Below are 16,762 nucleotides of genomic sequence, written 5' to 3'. Positions count from 1 at the left end.
GCAGCTATGAATAACGGGCGGCAGACGAACGGCGATCGCGCGCTACAGTCTTCTCGACACGAACGGCGCACTGCTTGAAATTGGGTTCTCTTGAGATCGGATCGAACGCCCCAAGAGTAACAATGTTGGAATTCGTCTCTGAGAAGTGAAACGGCATGAATACCTGCCCTGGAGCGACGATTCCCGTGATGCGCAGCTCCAGATCGGAGACAGACCCTCTACGGCTCCTCACGGTCACGCGGTCGTGCGGCTTCAGATACAGCCTCCGCGCATCGGAAGGATTCATCTCCAACCAGGCGCGAGGAACCATGTCGTTCAACAACTCAATGTTGCCCGTCTTGGTTCTGGTATGCCAATGCTCTACGGTACGGCCCGTATTCAGGATGAAATCGAACTCAGCATCAGGCTGCTCCACGAATGGATCACAGGGAACGACGTGGATACGTGCACGTCCGTCTTCTGTGGCAAACCGTCCATCACTGTAAAGAGAGGGGCCTCCCCACTGCAGCCCGTTCGCATCCTCGATGTCCTTCCATGTGAATTGAGAATAGTCACACATGCGTCCAGATGACACGCGTTGCCATTCAAGGAATGCATCGTGAGTCGATACCCATCCGGGATAGAGCTCCTCTTTGACGCTAAGCCGCGATGCGATATCCAGGAAGATATCGAAGTCCGGCCGTGCTTCGCCCGGTGGAGGCACGGCGCAATTAAGTTTAGAGACGCGGCGCTCGGAATTCGTATAGGTCCCTTCCTTCTCGCCCCAGATGGCGGCTGGAAGAACCAGGTGAGCAAACTCACTGGTAGGAGTGGGATGAAAGCCATCCTGCACCACCAGGAACTCGACGGAACGCAGGGCGTATTCCAACAGGTTATAGTTCGGAAACGATACCGCTGGATTGGTTGCAACAAACCACAGCGCTTTAATGCGCCCCTGTACGGCAGCTTCGATGATGTCGGGATACGCAAGTCCGCGGGCAGTGGGAATACGATCGACAGGAATATTCCAGATCCTCGCCAGATCTTCACGATCTTCCGGATTGTCAAATTTACGATATCCAGGTAATGACGCTGTAAAGCCTGATTCACGTGTGCCCATCGCGTTGCATTGGCCTGTGATGGAAAATGGAGCAGCACCAGCGCGGCCGATGTTTCCCGTAATCAACGCAAGATTGTTGATCGCAGCTACAGTTACAGCGCCCTGAGTGGAGTGATTCACCCCCATCGTCCAGCCGATAAATGCTGCTTTGGCGCGACCGTACAGCAGTGCCACATCGGTCAACTGCTGCTCACTCAATCCTGTGACAGAAGCGACATATGCCGGCGTGAAGGTAGAGACGAACTTTTTGAACTCCTCAAACCCTGTCGTATGTCGTTCGATGTAGTCGCGATCAATCAGACGTTCTCTGATAAGAATATGCGCAATTCCGTTCAGTAGAGCGATATCCGACCGCGGTTTTACCGCAAGGTGAATATCAGACATCATCGCGGTCTTCGTAACTCGCGGATCCACAACAATCAGCGTGCGCGGTTTTGTTCCAGGAGAGGTCCTGTCCACGCGATGGCAGAGAATAGGATGATTGTCCGCGATATTGGAACCGATCAGCAGAATGACATCTGCCGATTCCATATCGGCATAGGAGCCAGGCGGGCCATCTGAGCCGAACGACAATTTGTAGCCGGATACAGCAGACGCCATGCAGAGTGTCGTATTGCCGTCGTTGTTGCGAGTGCCGAAGCCAAGCTGCACCAGTTTACCCAGGGTATAGCACTCTTCCGTGAGCAGTTGGCCAGTGCCCACAACGCCAAGCGACTCTTTCCCATGGCGCAGTTGTATCTCCGAGAAGCGCGCCACCATCGTGTCGAGGGCCTCATCCCATGACACAGGCGTGAGAACCCCATCTTTACGTAACAGTGGCTGACGAGCCCGGCCAGGTGCATCCAGAACATGGTGTTCAGAAAGCCCCTTGGGACAGAGCTTGCCTCGATTGACCGGATGATCTGGATTTCCGCGTACCGCAACCGCCTTGTTGTCACGAACTCCTACCAGCATGCCGCATCCTACGGAGCAATAACCACAGGTCGTCTTGACCCACCGTTCTGCTACACGGGACTCTGAGATGTGGCCATAGATCGGGTCTTTCGCATATGCATACTTTTCGCGGTTAATGTCGATTCCTGCGAAGCGCTTGATGCGCCGAACGAATGAACTCTTCATGCGTGCACCTGCCTTACAAAGGTGAGCGCCATATTCAGGGGAACAACCGAGACGAAGAAGAGATAGCGTGACGCAATAACGCCGGCCAACGCTGCGGGCAAGACAAGGAATGGCAGACCTATCATCATCAGAAGCACGGCCAGACCGACAAAAGCGAAGCTCACTAGAAATGTTCCCCGCAGGCTGTGGGTATTCAGCAGGCCGCAGCTTGCACGATGTTCATAGGTTCGCGACGCTCGCAACCTTAGCACGCGTATTGCCTGGTTAGCTCCCCACAGGACAGCTGACAGAACAAGAGTCCAATAGAGATCTTTATCTACCATAGAAGAGACAAACGTCAGCCGGCTGAGCCATAGCACGCTGTTGCTGAGATAGATGATGGCTGGTAAAGCCGCACACCCCAGCAGTAGAGCACTCAGCATAAAGTCAACAGGGGTATGATTTGTGTTCCAGGCAGGACGGGCTGGCACAAGATACAGCCGCGCACTTGCAAACAGTCCTGCTATACCGATCATTGGCGTTGCGAACCGCAAGGCAGCAAGAGTACTGATACCGTGTGGCAGCAGCCCAAACGCAGAGAGCCAGCTTGCCAATGTGAGCGCAGCCAGAGACAGAAAGAACAGCCCGAAGAGCAGGACCTCGCGGGAGAGCCACGAGCGGCGCCACATCTTGAGCGCACGCCAGGCGTACGCAGGTCGTCCCAGATGGAAGACCGAGATATTGAGTGCAAAAGCGGTCAACGCGAAGATCAGAGTAAGAGCAATGCAGTTGAAGCGGCTGGAAACAACCGCAACAAACAGCGATCCCACCGAGAGCTGGATCAGGGTCGTCAGCCATACCAGCGACCAATGTGCGTGCTCAAGCCGAAGAGTTTCGATATCAACCCGGTCGAGGGTTACAGTGGAGCCTTCGGGCAGCGTGATTCGCGTGGTCGAGAGGGTGTGTCCAGCATTCGGCATCCCCGGAGCATTTGCATCAGCGTGATCGCTGCGCCACTCGAGCTGGTCTACGATCTCAATCTGAATTGCATTTTCCGGGCACGAATTGACGCAGGCAGGCTCCATGCCTGAGGTGAGGCGCCCATGGCACATGTCGCACTTCCCCACCACTCCTCGATCAGCATTGAACTGCGGTACTGAATAGGGGCAGTTCCACACACAGTATTGGCACCCTATGCACGCCTCTGCCGAATGCAAAACAATGCCGGTCAGAGGATCTTTTGTATAAGCATTTACGGGACAGCCTCGAAGGCAGTCTGCGGAAAGGCAATGATTGCACCCCATCGACAGGTAATAGCGTTCGGTGTGTGGCCAGACGCCACCTTCAATCTCACCAATTCTCCGCCAATGCAGATCGGCGGGGTTTCCATTCTGCTCGTTGCACGCTACTTCACATGAGCGGCAGCCGATACACTTCGTCATATCAAAGTGAAAGCGATATTGTTCGCCCGGCTCCGGAAGCCTTCCGGGAATCAGCGACGAAGGAGCAACCTTGTCTATCGATGCTGCCGCGCTATCGTGGCCGCTGCCGTCGATCAGGCGCACAATAGCTGAATGCTCATCGGAGGTAGCGAGTTCGTAAAGTGGCAGTGACATTAGCGAATTCCTCCACGAGCGGCTGATTGATGTTGATTGATACTGCAATCTAGTAAACGTCGCGATGATACCGATGCTGATCTTTCAAAACCTGCATGTATTCGCTTGCGGCATCCGGGCCTCTTCCGCTGTGACTCTCAATAACCGAGTGAAGTGCAGCGTCAACATCTTTCGCCATCCGAGAGGCGTCACCGCAGACATACACGCTGGCTCCCTGCTCCAGCCAGTCAAAGAGTTCACGCCCCTTCTCCTTCATCCTGTCCTGCACGTAGATCTTCCGTTCCTGATCCCGCGAGAACGCAAGGTCAAGACGCGTAAGGTGCCCATCGGAGTGCATCTCTTCCAACTCATCCCGATAAAGAAAATCCGTAGCTGCGGAACGTTCGCCGAAAAACAGCCAGTTCTTGCCCGTATGATTCAGTGCGCGCCTCTCATGCAGAAAAGAGCGAAACGGTGCTATCCCGGTCCCCGGACCGATCATGATCATCGGGCCGTTACTGTCCGCGGGAAGACGGAAACGCTTATTCGGATGGATGTAGACCGGAAGCCTTTCACCGGAGCTTCTACGATCGGCCAGTAGTGTGGAACAAACTCCACCGCGTTCCCGGTTATGCGCCTGATAGCGAACTACGGCCACCGTGGTGTGAATCTCCCCTGGATGAGCTGCCGGACTGGATGAGATCGAGTAGAGCCGCGGCGTCAGACGTGGCAGCATCGCAACCAGGTCTGCAGGATCGCGAAGGACACCGGGGTAATCGTGTAGAAGGTCGATTAGTCCCCGATCCCAGGTATACTTCTCCAGTTGCTGCCGCTCAGCAGCCAGCAGGTCAAAGAGTGGCTGGCACTGACCGATCGTGGCATAAGCCTCAATCATCTTCCTTGTCAGGCGAGTGATCTGCAGATGGTCCAGCAGGGCGTCGAGCAGAGTTGCGGTTCCACCCTTCGGAAGCTTCACGGCTATAGATGCGCTGAAATTCAGATGATGGAGGATATCCTCGACTAGTCGGATGTCATTCTGCGGAATTACTCCACAGGCATCGCCCGCCTCATAGCTCACGTTAGCGTGGCGGATATCAAAAGCCAGATGTAGCGTCTGCTTGCTGGAGATCTCATGCGTCAACGCACGCTTCTCCATGAGCGGGGCGCTGTAAGGATTATCTCGGTTATAGCTGGCAGCATTCATCGCGGCTGACTTAGCCGGAGCGGCATCAAGATGAGTCGATGGCGCAGTACGGGCCGGGCCTGCAGCCACAATGTCATCGAGGCTTCGATAGAGGGAGGTCTTCCACTGTTCAAAGGTGCTCTCATAATCAACGTCGCAGTCGGCACGCTCACAGAGCCGCGTACCTGCTAACGATGCGAGCTTGTTGTCGAGGTCGATGCCGAACTTACAGAAGTGCTCGTAGTTTGAGTCGCCAAGCGCCAGCACAGCGTAAGAGAGATTCTCACAGCACGGGAAATGTTCCAGACAAAGCTGCTCGTAGAAAGGCCGCACAGCATCGGGGGCCTCGCCCTCGCCATACGTACTGCCAACAATAATGGCGTACCGCTCGCCCAGCAGCGTTGCCGAAGCGTATCCTTCGAGCGAAGACAGAGAGGTAACGTGTCCCTTCGCCTTCAGCTCCCTGGCCAACCTGCGGGCCAGCCCTTCTGCGGTTCCGGATTGTGACGCATAAAGCACCGCGATCTTAAGCGACCGAGGGGGGTCAGCCGGTGGAGCAGCCGCAGGAACGCTGGAGTACATTCCGGCTAGAAATCCATTGAGCCAGCTTCGCTGCTCCGGAGTGAAGGGCGCATCTTCAGGGATGTAAGGAACCATCTGCATAGCTATGCTCTCTCCTCGTTGCAGAACGTCTGCAGTGCTGCGATTTCGTGACGACGGGTGAAGTGAAGGAATGTCTCATCGGAGTGACGCTCGACGAAATATGCAGAGAAGAGGCCCTCCAGGAGCGGATAAAGTTCATTCGCACGAACGGCGGGAAATAGTTCGCGCCCGACCCCCTGATCGCCATCAGCCCCGCCACCGACGACAACCTGGTAGCCTTCTTCCCCTTTAACCTTCACTGCCATCAGGCCGATATCGCCAACATAGTGCTGCGCACAGGAGTGATGGCAGCCGGTCACATGCAGGTTTACCGGCTGATCTAAAATCGGAAACCGCGCATCCAACTGTCTGGCCAGTTCAACCGCGTGTAGCTTCGTATTTGCCGCAGCAAAACGACATCCCTGATTCCCCGTGCACGCTACCGTCCCCCGCAGTACCGCACCCGCACTGTAATCGAGCCCTGCATCCTGAATCGCCCGCATCGCGGCTGGTAGATATTTTTCCTGAATATTGGGAACGATCAGGTTCTGCCATACGGTCAGTCGCATATCTCCGGAACCAAAACGTTCCGCCACATCTGCAATTGCCCGCATCTGGAGCACCGGCAGGTTGCCTACAGGAACCACTACACCGATGTAATACAACCCGGTCTGTGCCTGTCTATGGATGCCAATATGGGCCGAGCGATCGACCACATTGCGTGGGTCGCACTCCGACTGAGGTACCCGAATCAGGGGGAACGACAGCACCTTTTGGGTCTCTTCCAGAAAGCGGTCGACTCCCCACTGATCGATGAGATATTTCAGCCGCGCCTTCTTGCGATTTGTTCGGTCTCCATGTCGCACGAATACCCGCACCATAGCAGCCGCTACTGCGACCACCTCCTCCGGCCGAAGCAGCAGACCGCAATCGCTGGCAAACTGCCGATGGCCTGTAATTCCGCTGAGCATTACCCGAAAGTAAATGCCCGATGGCACACTACTCGACTCGGCAACGCGCACAGCAAGGAAGCCAATATCGTTTGTGTCAGTCAGCACCGACACCGTACCGCCATTATCAAAAGCAATGTTGAATTTACGAGGAAGCTGATACATCTCCGGAGAGTTCGTGATGTACGCCTGCATAGCCTCCGCCAAGGGTGCAACGTCAATCAGTTCGTTGGGGTCTATCCCTGTCAGCGGAGAGGCTGTGATGTTCCTTATGTTGTCCGCCCCGGATCCGCGCGATGTGAGGCCCAGTGCCTGGACACGGTTGAGCACGTGGGTGATATCGCGGGGTTGAAACCCCCGAAGCTGAATATTGCTGCGCGTCGTAAGGTCAGCCCGTCCACAGCCGTACTCCTCCGCGAGCTGTGCAAGCCCGCGGAGCTGGTGGGATGAGAGACTTCCGCCAGGCGTTCGCAGACGGAGCATGAAGGAATCCTGTGCCGGGGCAACATGGAATAGCCCAAAGTATTTCAGGCGAAACTTATCGTCTTCGCTGGGCGCCTGGTTCCGGCGACTGTACTGCAGCATTTTTTCCCAAATCGTGAATGGGTCTTGTTCATACTTCCATCGCTCTTCGCGAGCAAGATCCGTGACAGGCGTGTTATGCCACATCTCTTCTGCAGGAGCAACAGCGAGATTTCGTTGGCCCGCAGAGGGATCGGCAGTTATCAATCCATCCGCTGTCTCACCTGCAAACGGAATTGGGCTGCGTTGGCATACACCAGCAAAAAAGCCCTGCAGATAATGCTTCTGCTCTGAAGTAAATTCCCCTGATTGGGGTGCAGCAATGGTGCCCATAACGATGCTCCTTGCATTGCCTGTTGGTTTGGGCATGGTGCCCGTCTGAACAGTTGAGCCGCGCCACATAAACGGAGTCAGGCGCATAGATTCGAGAGACATCGCAGTAAACACCGCGAGTCACGATCGTGCTCTTCAAGGAGCTCTGGAAATAATTTTGGAGTTATAAGCAGCTTCGCACATCAGGAGGTGCGGGCCGCAACTAAGAACGCCATCAGGGGGCGTTGCACTGATAGTAGCGATAAACAGCAGACCATGCAAGCAAAACTTGATGGACTGTGAAATCGGGCTTGCCGGAATCGTCAGGCCGTGCCACGATACGTTATCTTCTCTCAACAATTTGGCACCTTGACGTGCCATAGGACGTGGCAAGTGCTTCGGCTACCACCTTCTGTGGACGACCGCTCTGCCCCCTGAACCTGTCCCTTTTACCAGCTGTAGCGCTTGCTGGCGCTCTGGACTACGCGCAACCGCAGCCAGCTCAAGCGATGAATGCTGCGAAGGGATACCGTCTCGCCATCTCAGGAGGAAAGAATGTTCCGACACAGCATTATTCTCACAAGCCTCTTGTGGTTCAGCAGCACTATCGTTCTCGCACAATCGGAATTCTTTAAGGCATGGGAGAGCCGGGTACGATCCACTTCGGCGCGCCAGCCGGCATGGGTCGTTCCCGTATTTTCTCCATCGGCCGTCATCGTTCAGCTGGCTCGTGTTGATTTCATGCACCAGTACACCTCAAATCATGCGGAAACCTGGAACTACGGAGGAGGCAAAGGCGTAAACCTGATTCCCTTCGCACGCACAGAGATTGACATCAACCTCCCCGCCTATCTTGAACACAACTCCGCGACAGTGCGGGACGGCACCAGCGATTTCTCCGTAACGGCCAAATATCGTATGTTTGCAACTGCAGAAGGTGGAAACTATTCAACTGCCGTTCAGGTGGCATTCTCTGTACCCACCGGCAGCTATAAGAACGGCGCCGCGGTTTCTACCGTCACACCTACATTCATTGGAGGCAAGGGTTTCGGCAACCTGGCCGTGCAATCAGGCCTCGGAGCCGTACTTCCTACGAGTTCTTCCTCCACCATCGGACGGACGATTCTCTGGAATAGCGTAGCTCAGTACAAACTCGGAAAATATTTCTGGCCGGAGATTGAAGCCAACGCAAGCTACTTCCGCGGCGGAGCAAACGACGGAAGGAGCCAGGTCTTTGTGACACCGGGAGTTATAGTCAGCAAAATCCGCCTTCGTCCAGATCCTGGTAGCCGGCTGGGACTGGTCTTCGGCTCAGGCATACAGATCGCCACCTCGCATTACCATAGCTACAATCACAATCTTATTCTTACCGGACGGCTCACTTTCTGATTGAGATAGCATCTGCGTATGTGAGGACAGCGCATTTTGCGCCGTCCTCACTGCACAGTACAATCGGATTCATCTCCACTTTAAAACACATTCCGCAAGGTATTGCTGCTCCTGCAAGGGACAACACCAGCGATTGAACAAAATGGAGGAACAAGGTGGCACACGCAAGCTTCAAAGGACTCCGTATACTCTCGCTGGAGTCCCGTAGGGCCAGGGAGGTGGAAAAGTTAATCCGCACCTATGGCGGCGAAGCCTTCGTCGTACCCTCCATGCGAGAGGTTGGACTTGAGTCAAACGAGGAGACACTGGAGTTTGCTCGAGGTCTTCTTCGCGGCGATTTTGACCTCGTCGTATTTCTCACAGGGGTTGGCGTCCGAGCAATGCTCGACATCGTCGAGCAACAGTTTGATCGAGAAGAGTTCATTGGAGCTCTTCGTAAGGTCAAGATCGCTGCAAGAGGAGCAAAGCCAGCCACCGCACTCCGAGAGCTTAAGGTTCCCGTGCATGTCATCTCTGAGGAACCAAGCACATGGCGGGAGCTGATGCGGGCTATTCGCGAAACACTTGGCGAAAACCTTGCCGGCATGCGAGTGGCCATCCAGGAGTATGGTGCATCCAACCCCGAGTTCCTTGCAGAACTGAGCGGCTGCTGCGACACGCTATTGAAAGTTCCTGTATACCAGTGGGCACTTCCGGAAGACCTGCAGCCTTTGCGAGATGCCGTCTCTGCTGTCATCAACGGCATGATCGACGTCATCCTGTTCATGACCGCTGTGCAGGTCATTCACCTGTTCAACGTCGCGGAACAGATGGGCGTCGTCGATTCACTGAGGGCATGTCTGCAGTCCAACGTGGTTCTGTCCATCGGGCCAACCACCTCCGAAGAGCTGGCGCACTATGGCATCCAGCCAGACTTTGAGCCATCGCGGCCAAAGATGGGATTTCTCGTCAACGAAGCAGCGCAGTATGCAAGTCGTTTGCTGGCTGAAAAACGAAATCGGAAGATCGAAGGGGTCTATACGGCAGTCCCTGAAGAGGAGAACACGCCGCAGGCAGTGCGCCGCGTAGCACTTTCTACACCTACGATGGCAGGCTTCCGCGACGGTTTGCAGGAGATCGATTTTCTGCACGAGATCAGCAGCCGTATCGCAGCAGCCGATTCCCTGCACCTTGTGCTCGATCGTATCGTGTCTTTTATCTCCGGCGTCATTCCCTGCGATTCCTGCTTTATCTACGTCCTCGAAAACGACAACCTGGTGATGCGCGCCTCGAAGAATCCTCATGCCGATCTGGTCGATCATGTCGGGATACAGATTGGGCAGGGTGTCACCGGCTGGGTCGCGAAATATCGCCAGCCCGTAGCGCTCGCCTCCGGAGCATCCAACGATCCTCGTTTCAAAGCATTCAAAAACATCCCGGAAGATCACTTTGAAGCGATGCTCTGCAGCCCCATCATCTGCGCAAACCGAGTCGTAGGAGTCATCAACTTGCAACACAGGCTCTCTTACAAGCACTCCACCCATGAAGTACGCCTGCTCTCCACCTTGGGTTATCTTGTCGGAGCCGAGATCGAACGCGCACGCCTGGAAACGGAAAATTCTCAACTAGCGAACAGACTCGAGACGCGAAAAGCCGTTGACCGCGCCAAGAGCGTATTACAACGAGACCTCTCTCTCAGCGAAGATGACGCCTATCAGATGATGCATCGCGAGAGCCGTCAACGCAGGAAATCCATGCGCGAGATCGCAGACGCCATTCTGCTCTCAGAAGAACTCCGCCGCAATCAAAACTGAATCTGGTTCGCCCCGGTTACAAGCAACTTCACCGTGTGGGTCGGATCACAGAGTCGCTTCAAATTGTCTGCTACATTTCTTCTATCGCTCCCTGCTCTGGCTCAATGATGCGTCCCGTAAAGCTGCTTTTCGGCCTCAGAAAACGCACCAGCCACTCTGCAGCAGCGGTTGAAACCTGCTCCAAGGCGCCTGGCTCTTCAAACAGGTGGGTCGCCCCAGGCACCAGAACCATACGCTTGTTTTCACATCCCAACTGATCCAGTGCCTGATGGTTCCTCTGGATCACCGCCTCGTCCCGCTCGCCCACAATCAGTAACGTCGCCGCGCGAACGCTACTGAGATCCTCTCCTGCAAGATCAGGGCGGCCGCCGCGCGACACCACCGCAGCCACAATGCCCGGCAGTCGCGCTGCAGCTATAAGCGCCGCAGCGGCACCCGTGCTCGCTCCGAAGTAGCCGATTGTCAGATTTCGCGACTGCGGATTCTGAGCAATCCATCGAGTCACTTCGATCAGACGTTTCGCCAGCCGTGGGATATCGAATCGCAGTTCTGCCGTCTTGCGATCCACCATCTCTTCCTCGGGTGTCAGCATGTCAAACAGCAGGGTCGCCAATCTCCTGGACTGCAGTTCCCCGGCCACAAAGCGATTTCGTGGGCTATGCCGACTGCTTCCGCTTCCATGAGCAAATAGCACGATGCCCTGCGCATTCTCCGGAATATTCAGGATTCCCTCAAGCACTACATCGCCCGCCCTGATGCGAATCTCTTCGTCGTTCTCGGCAAGCAATCGAGCCTTCTCAGGGTGATTCTCTGGAGCTTTCCCTGCTGCCACTTCTATCTGCTCCGCGCGATGCAACAGGCTTATTACTTCCTCGTCGGAGGTCTGAGGAAAATCGCGATAGAACTGACCGACAGCATAGAAGTCACTGGGAGCATAAAGAACTGCAACATCATTCACAACTCCTCGAAGCCAGTTCACAGTTGTAGCCGGAGCTACCGGGGCGGCAATGACGATCTCTTTTGGGTTCATCTGGCGGAGTGCCTGGACTGCAGCATAGATACTTGCACCCGTCGCAATACCATCATCGACAAGGATGACAACCTGCCCAGCCACCGCGCGCTCCGGCTGGCTGGGCCGGTACAGCTGAGCACGCTCCTCCAATTTCTTTCTCGTGTCCTGCGTAATGCTTTCAATCTGCTCCTGCGTAATTCCCATGGTCTGCACAATATGCTGATCGAGAAAACGCCCCTCGCCCGCAGAAATGGCGCCAAATGCAAGCTCCTCATGGCCGGGAACACTCAGCTTCCTTGAAAGAAAAACGTCCAGCGGCAGATGCAGAGCCTCTGCGATCTCAAACGCAACAGGAACACCCCCTCGCGGGATTCCCAGAACGACCGCATCCTGCCTCCCGGAATATCGCAGCAATTTCCTTGCGAGTTTCTGACCGGCATCCGTTCTGTCGCTGAAGATCATTTCGATTGGCTCCAACGCAATCGCTTTCGGCCCTTTCCTCCTTGCATGTCGCGTATCTGCACCATCATGCCAGCTACTTGTAATGGTGTCCCGCAGCTATTTGATTCAGATGCAGATCTGCCTCTTCGAGAGAGGATTCATCGCCATCGACAGCGAACAGCTCAAGCCCAATGCATCGAAACAAAGGGTTTCGACGGGAGCCATTACCCTCGGGTTTATGTGCCCTGCTCGAACCTCATACGGCATCCCACTTGCCGCCAGATGTTCAACAAAGTCAATCGAAGCTTCAAAGCGTTCTTGCATCGAGCCTTGCTGATCGCCTTGAAGCCTAAAACGCGCGATGCAGACTCCAGCCGTACCCTCCTCCGATAGATCAGGGTGGATGAATCCAACATTCCTTGCGGCGATGACCGGGTTCAGTCCGAATAGGGGTGGTCGTCGTTGCTGCGGATTGACTGGAAGAGGTTCGCTGGCGGCTGAGGGTGTGACAACGTTTGACCACCGGTGCTTGAGTGATGGTGGGAGCCTGCGTTATCACGGCTTCTTGTTTTGCATCATCTTTCGATTTAGTGGGGGATGCAGCCGTTATTGCAGCTAGGACAGAAGCTCCAACTGCTGAAAGACCATTCCTTGTTTTTGGAAAGCCAGTCGAGCGATGTCATCTGTCTTGAAAACCAATGATAGCTCTTGCCGAACTTTAGCATGGCATGTCCCGCATATAAGTTGTTTCAAATGCGATGAGCAACCACGTTATTGGGGTATACCCCAACTTCATATCTCGACCGGGGTGGACAGAGGAGCCTCCCTGTGCCTGAAGCTCGGGGTGGGGTCTATAACTCGCAAAGGCGAGCTGAAAAGAAGTGACTTTGATTATTGGGTATATTCTCTTCCAACGTTCGCCTAAGTTATTACAAAATATGAGGCGATGGCTCCTGAGGTAGGACTCGAACCTACAACCCTTCGGTTAACAGCCGAATGCTCTGCCATTGAGCTACTCAGGAGTGTCTGTGGAGCACGTCGTCAGACCAACGCGCTGCGCTTTCATTGTTATAGCAAAAGCCGCTATCGCGGTCAAAGGCAAATCGTTCTTCCCTAACAGCGGTCGTGCAAACCCATGCCCCGCAAACAAAGAGCCCGGAGGAAGCCGGGCTCTTTGTTTGCTTCATCTATTTGTCTGGCTAAAGTTTGTAAGCCTTCTTAACCAGGTTCACGGTCAGGTCTTTCACCACCTCAAAAGCCTCATCTTCATCCAGCCGATGCTCCGCCACCAGCCTCCCCAGGAACGCGCAATCGATCCTGCGCGCGACATCGTGTCGCGATGGGATCGAGAGAAACGCACGGGTATCGTCGTTGAAACCGACCGTATTGTAGAAGCCGGCCGTCTCCGTTGCCAGTTCTCGGAACCGCATCATACCCTCTGGCGAATCATGGAACCACCACGGCGGCCCCAGCTTCAGGGCTGGATAGTGCCCAGCAAGCGGAGCCAGTTCGCGCGAAAAAGTAGACTCGTCCAGCGTAAACAGGATGAAGGTCAGCCTTGAATCGTTGCCATACTTATCCAGCAGCGGCTTCAGACTGCGAACGTATTCCGTAGGAGAAGGAATATCCGCTCCCTTATCACGCCCGAACTTCTCATAAACCAGCTTGTTGTGGTTTCGGAAGCTTCCCGGATGAAGCTGCATGGTCAGCCCATCCTCCACCGACATACCCGCCATCTCCGTCAGCATCTGCGCCTGGAAGAGTTGCTGCTCCTCGGGCGTCGACTTGCCCGACAGAACCTTCTGATACAGCGATTCTGCAGCAGCATTGTCCAGATCAGCCGTTCTCGCCGTCAGGTGACCGTGATCAGTCGCCGTAGCTCCCATCGATTTAAAGAAGGCGCGACGGTTTCTAAGCGCGTTCAGGTAGCCCTTGAAGGTCCCGATATTTTCGCCCGCAATAGCACCCAGCTTCTCAATATTCTCGACAAAGCCCAGGTACTCCGCATCGACCACTCCATCAGGACGGAAGGTCGGCAACACCCTGCCGTTCCATCCCGACTCGCGAATCGCCTTATGGTATTCGAGCGTATCCAGCGGCGAATCCGTCGTCGAAAGCACCTCGATCCGGAATTTTTCGAACAGAGCGCGCGGCCGGAACGCAGGTGTGTCCAGCGCCTTGGAGATCGTTTCGTAATACTCGTCCGCGTTGTCTGCATTCAACCGTTCCTTCAGGTCAAACAGCGTACTGAACGAATAATCCAGCCAGAGTCGCGTCGGTGTCCCGCGGAACAGATAGTAGTTCTTTGCGAAGATCCGCCACACCTCTCGCGGGTCCGCCTTCTGCTTTCCGTCCACCTGTGGAATCCCCAACGACTCCAGCGAAATTCCCTGGGAGTACAACATGCGAAAGATGTAATGATCCGGCTGGATAAACAAGGCAGCCGGATTCGGAAATGGCTCATTCTTCGCAAACCAGGCCGGATCCGTATGCCCGTGGGGAGAAAGGATCGGCAGATCGCGTACCGTCTCATATAACCGCTCTGCTACGTTTCGCGCTGCAGGCTCGGGGGGAAATAACCGCATAGAGTCAAGCATTCAAAACACCTCAAAACTTCTTCTAAACCAACCATTAAGCTCGTTATACCGCGACCGGCCGCAGTCACGTTTCGGTCTCAAATCTCAGCAACCAGAAGCCTACCAAAAATGCCTGGAAGTGGTCGACCAATTGAGACTGAAATCGAATAGGGGCTGCAACTTATGCAGCTTACTTAATGGGAAGAGGGCGTCCCGTTGGGACGCCCTCTTCCCATCTACCCGCTTCTCTCAGGTTATGGAATGTAGTAACGCATTCCAGTGAAGAACATATTGTTGTCAGCCTTCGGAGCTCCTCCGACGCCGGTCCACGCTGTACGCTGCAAATAGCTGTACTGGAACTGATACTGTAGCCGTCCGTACTGCGGGCTGTTGTATACGCGGAAGGTGAGTCCGCCTGTGGCTTCGCTCACGAGTCGCGTCGCCCCCAGGCAGTTGGCCGGGGCTCCGGGGTTGTATCCACTTGTTCCCGTCGGAATCGTCTCGACACTGCAGCCCATATTCGACGAGGTCGGGGGAGCATAGCCGATCAACTTACCTTCAGAGCCCGGCAGTGTGCTCATGTAGTAGGTACGCTGCGCATACTCTCCACCGTAGTAGCCAAAGAGGTCCAACTTCTTGGTTGGATGCAGCTCTACTGAGAACAGGCCCTGATAATTCTTGATGGGGGCCAGCGTTCCATCCGGATGAATTGTCGTATCCGGAAGGGTTGAGCTGCCATAACGGCCTACGCCCGTCCCGCCCAGGAAGTGAGCGCCAATATCGGCATATTTGGTTGCCGCGACGCGCCCGTTCACAAAGAATCCACCTGCGGTCTTGGTGTCATTCTGAGCTCCTGCCGCCTGTACCTTCCCATCCGGTCCAATCGGATAGTAACGGTCACGGAACCATCGAACCAGTCCGCCGGCCTCATAATGGCCGTGAAAACCGTCATAGGTAGCCTTAACAATCAAATCAGGAGCCACGTTGTTGGAATAGTTTGCACCCGCATTGAAAAGTCCGCCACCCACGCCAGCCGATCCGAAGAAGAAATTCTGGTTAGCATTCGTCGCTGAAAAGATGTTCTGCGCCTCTTCCAAAGATCCGGCCAGAGTGAGATTATTCGCAAACCTCTTCTGGAAACGGATTGCTGCCTGACGGGACCAGCTGAAACCGACGTTATACTGTGCGTCGACGTTCATCGGCGTATTCTCCGTCCGATTATCCGTGCTCTTCTTCGTCTCCGTTACAAGCGACCACATCTGACCGCCGGTCACAGCGAAGCCACCCTGTGTAGCAGCCTGTCCCCAGATCTGCCGTTGACGAAGCGTATAGCTGTTGCTCTGATTCTCGTTCGAAGTTGCGCCGGCGGACAGGAAGTCCGCCTCGACATATCCCGATAGCTTAAGGGATCCCGTGTTGCCCTCGAACAATGCGCCCACACGGCTCTGGCGGCCGGAGAAGTTCAGCTCGCTCGTGTTCGCCTCTGCCGCACCACTGTAAGGAGTGGAATTGAACGGTGTGTTGATGTCGGAATTAATCGACTTCGACCGATCGACCGTTTCAAATGCAAAGTACGCAATCGGCGTAATTCGTACGCCCTTGTAATGGATTGTCAACGGCGACTCCAATGCCGTCGAGATGTCTCTCTTTGTATCGCTAAGCGTCTGGGCCATCCCCACGCTTGCGATCTTCAGGTCCGAAACCGAACTCGAGAGCGTCTGCATCTCCTCATGATTGGACTGGATTGCCGTGAGCGCCTGCTGGGCCTGCGTTGCTGCCGCACTGGCAGAGGCACTCGCCGCCTGTGCGTCCTGCGATGTTGAGGTCAGCTTCTCATCCTTATCCTGCAGCTGGCGCTTCAGGTCATCGATCTGTTGCTGCTGAGCCTGCATCTGTTCACGAAGCTCACGCAGAGTCCGCTCCAGACTGCTCTCCGACTTCTTTCGAACTGCCCGTTTTGTCGTCCTGGCAGAAGGTCCCGTTTGCGCCTGCACCGATGCTGTACTCAGGACCAGCACCGCCGCAAGGGCAGCTCGCAGTTGGTTCGTCATGGTTCCTCGCAAATGTTTTTCAGTCGCGGAAATGACAGAGATAGGGAGCCCGAACTCTTTGAAGATTTGGTTCGTAACTGCGCTGCTCTTTCCAGCTAC

The 16,762-nt window shown here is 55.0% G+C and carries 9 protein-coding genes and 1 tRNA gene; 2 read left to right on the top strand and 8 right to left on the bottom strand.

Translation table 11 applies throughout. The features are described from left to right. Nucleotides 1-4: 4 nt before the first annotated feature. From GWR55_RS03200 to GWR55_RS03185, 4 genes are read right to left on the bottom strand one after another with little or no spacing between them, the layout of a single operon-like run. Entirely contained in the window at nucleotides 5-2,218 is a 2,214-nt protein-coding gene (locus tag GWR55_RS03200) for a molybdopterin oxidoreductase family protein (protein WP_162400966.1), read from the bottom strand. Continuing rightward, the gene (locus GWR55_RS03195; protein ID WP_162400965.1) at nucleotides 2,215-3,813 is read right to left on the bottom strand and encodes a DmsC/YnfH family molybdoenzyme membrane anchor subunit; all 1,599 of its coding nucleotides are present in this window, start codon (nucleotides 3,811-3,813) and stop codon (nucleotides 2,215-2,217) included. The genes GWR55_RS03200 and GWR55_RS03195 overlap by 4 nt, the downstream gene beginning before the upstream one ends. 49 nt (nucleotides 3,814-3,862) lie before the next feature. Beyond that, entirely contained in the window at nucleotides 3,863-5,638 is a 1,776-nt protein-coding gene (locus GWR55_RS03190) for a sulfite reductase subunit alpha (protein WP_162400964.1), read from the bottom strand. Nucleotides 5,639-5,640: 2 nt separating this feature from the next. After that, a complete protein-coding gene (locus GWR55_RS03185) occupies nucleotides 5,641-7,422 on the bottom strand; it encodes a NirA family protein (RefSeq protein ID WP_162400963.1) in 1,782 nt (593 codons plus the stop codon). Nucleotides 7,423-7,956: 534 nt separating this feature from the next. On the opposite strand from GWR55_RS03185, the gene GWR55_RS03180 reads away from it, so the two are divergent. Both GWR55_RS03180 and GWR55_RS03175 read left to right on the top strand, forming a co-directional pair. Continuing rightward, nucleotides 7,957-8,790: a transporter gene (locus GWR55_RS03180; RefSeq protein WP_162400962.1), complete on the top strand. Its 834-nt coding sequence runs from the start codon at nucleotides 7,957-7,959 to the stop codon at nucleotides 8,788-8,790. Nucleotides 8,791-9,008: 218 nt separating this feature from the next. Then, nucleotides 9,009-10,583 carry a uroporphyrinogen-III synthase gene (locus tag GWR55_RS03175; RefSeq protein ID WP_238398611.1) on the top strand — a complete coding sequence of 525 codons (1,575 nt, stop codon included), beginning with the start codon at nucleotides 9,009-9,011 and terminating at the stop codon, nucleotides 10,581-10,583. A 70-nt stretch (nucleotides 10,584-10,653) separates the two neighbouring features. Here GWR55_RS03175 and GWR55_RS03170 read toward each other — a convergent pair whose 3' ends face one another. The 4 genes from GWR55_RS03170 to GWR55_RS03155 form a co-directional block, all read right to left on the bottom strand. Continuing rightward, nucleotides 10,654-12,009: an alpha/beta family hydrolase gene (locus tag GWR55_RS03170; protein ID WP_238398610.1), complete on the bottom strand. Its 1,356-nt coding sequence runs from the start codon at nucleotides 12,007-12,009 to the stop codon at nucleotides 10,654-10,656. A 974-nt stretch (nucleotides 12,010-12,983) separates the two neighbouring features. Beyond that, nucleotides 12,984-13,058: transfer RNA gene (locus GWR55_RS03165), tRNA-Asn, on the bottom strand. A gap of 177 nt (nucleotides 13,059-13,235) precedes the next feature. Further along, nucleotides 13,236-14,633, bottom strand: a complete 1,398-nt coding sequence (uxaC, locus tag GWR55_RS03160) for a glucuronate isomerase (protein ID WP_162400959.1) — start codon at nucleotides 14,631-14,633, stop codon at nucleotides 13,236-13,238. Between the two features lie 233 nt (nucleotides 14,634-14,866). Continuing rightward, complete coding sequence (locus GWR55_RS03155) at nucleotides 14,867-16,663, bottom strand: hypothetical protein (protein ID WP_162400958.1); 1,797 nt, start codon at nucleotides 16,661-16,663, stop codon at nucleotides 14,867-14,869. Between the last annotated feature and the right edge of the window lie 99 nt (nucleotides 16,664-16,762).

Source organism: Edaphobacter sp. 12200R-103, assembly GCF_010093025.1.
Lineage (GTDB): Bacteria > Acidobacteriota > Terriglobia > Terriglobales > Acidobacteriaceae > Edaphobacter.
Note: the sequence above shows the minus strand (reverse complement) of the source record. Positions and strands in the feature narration are given on the sequence as shown.

Bases quoted from the DNA above. Each gene is read 5' to 3' on its own strand.
- GWR55_RS03200 (WP_162400966.1), bottom strand. From the start codon at position 2,218: ATGAAGAGTTCATTCGTTCGGCGCATCAAGCGCTTCGCAGGAATCGAC.
- GWR55_RS03195 (WP_162400965.1), bottom strand. From the start codon at position 3,813: ATGTCACTGCCACTTTACGAACTCGCTACCTCCGATGAGCATTCAGCT.
- GWR55_RS03190 (WP_162400964.1), bottom strand. From the start codon at position 5,638: ATGCAGATGGTTCCTTACATCCCTGAAGATGCGCCCTTCACTCCGGAG.
- GWR55_RS03185 (WP_162400963.1), bottom strand. From the start codon at position 7,422: ATGGGCACCATTGCTGCACCCCAATCAGGGGAATTTACTTCAGAGCAG.
- GWR55_RS03180 (WP_162400962.1), top strand. From the start codon at position 7,957: ATGTTCCGACACAGCATTATTCTCACAAGCCTCTTGTGGTTCAGCAGC.
- uxaC (WP_162400959.1), bottom strand. From the start codon at position 14,633: ATGCTTGACTCTATGCGGTTATTTCCCCCCGAGCCTGCAGCGCGAAAC.
- GWR55_RS03155 (WP_162400958.1), bottom strand. From the start codon at position 16,663: ATGACGAACCAACTGCGAGCTGCCCTTGCGGCGGTGCTGGTCCTGAGT.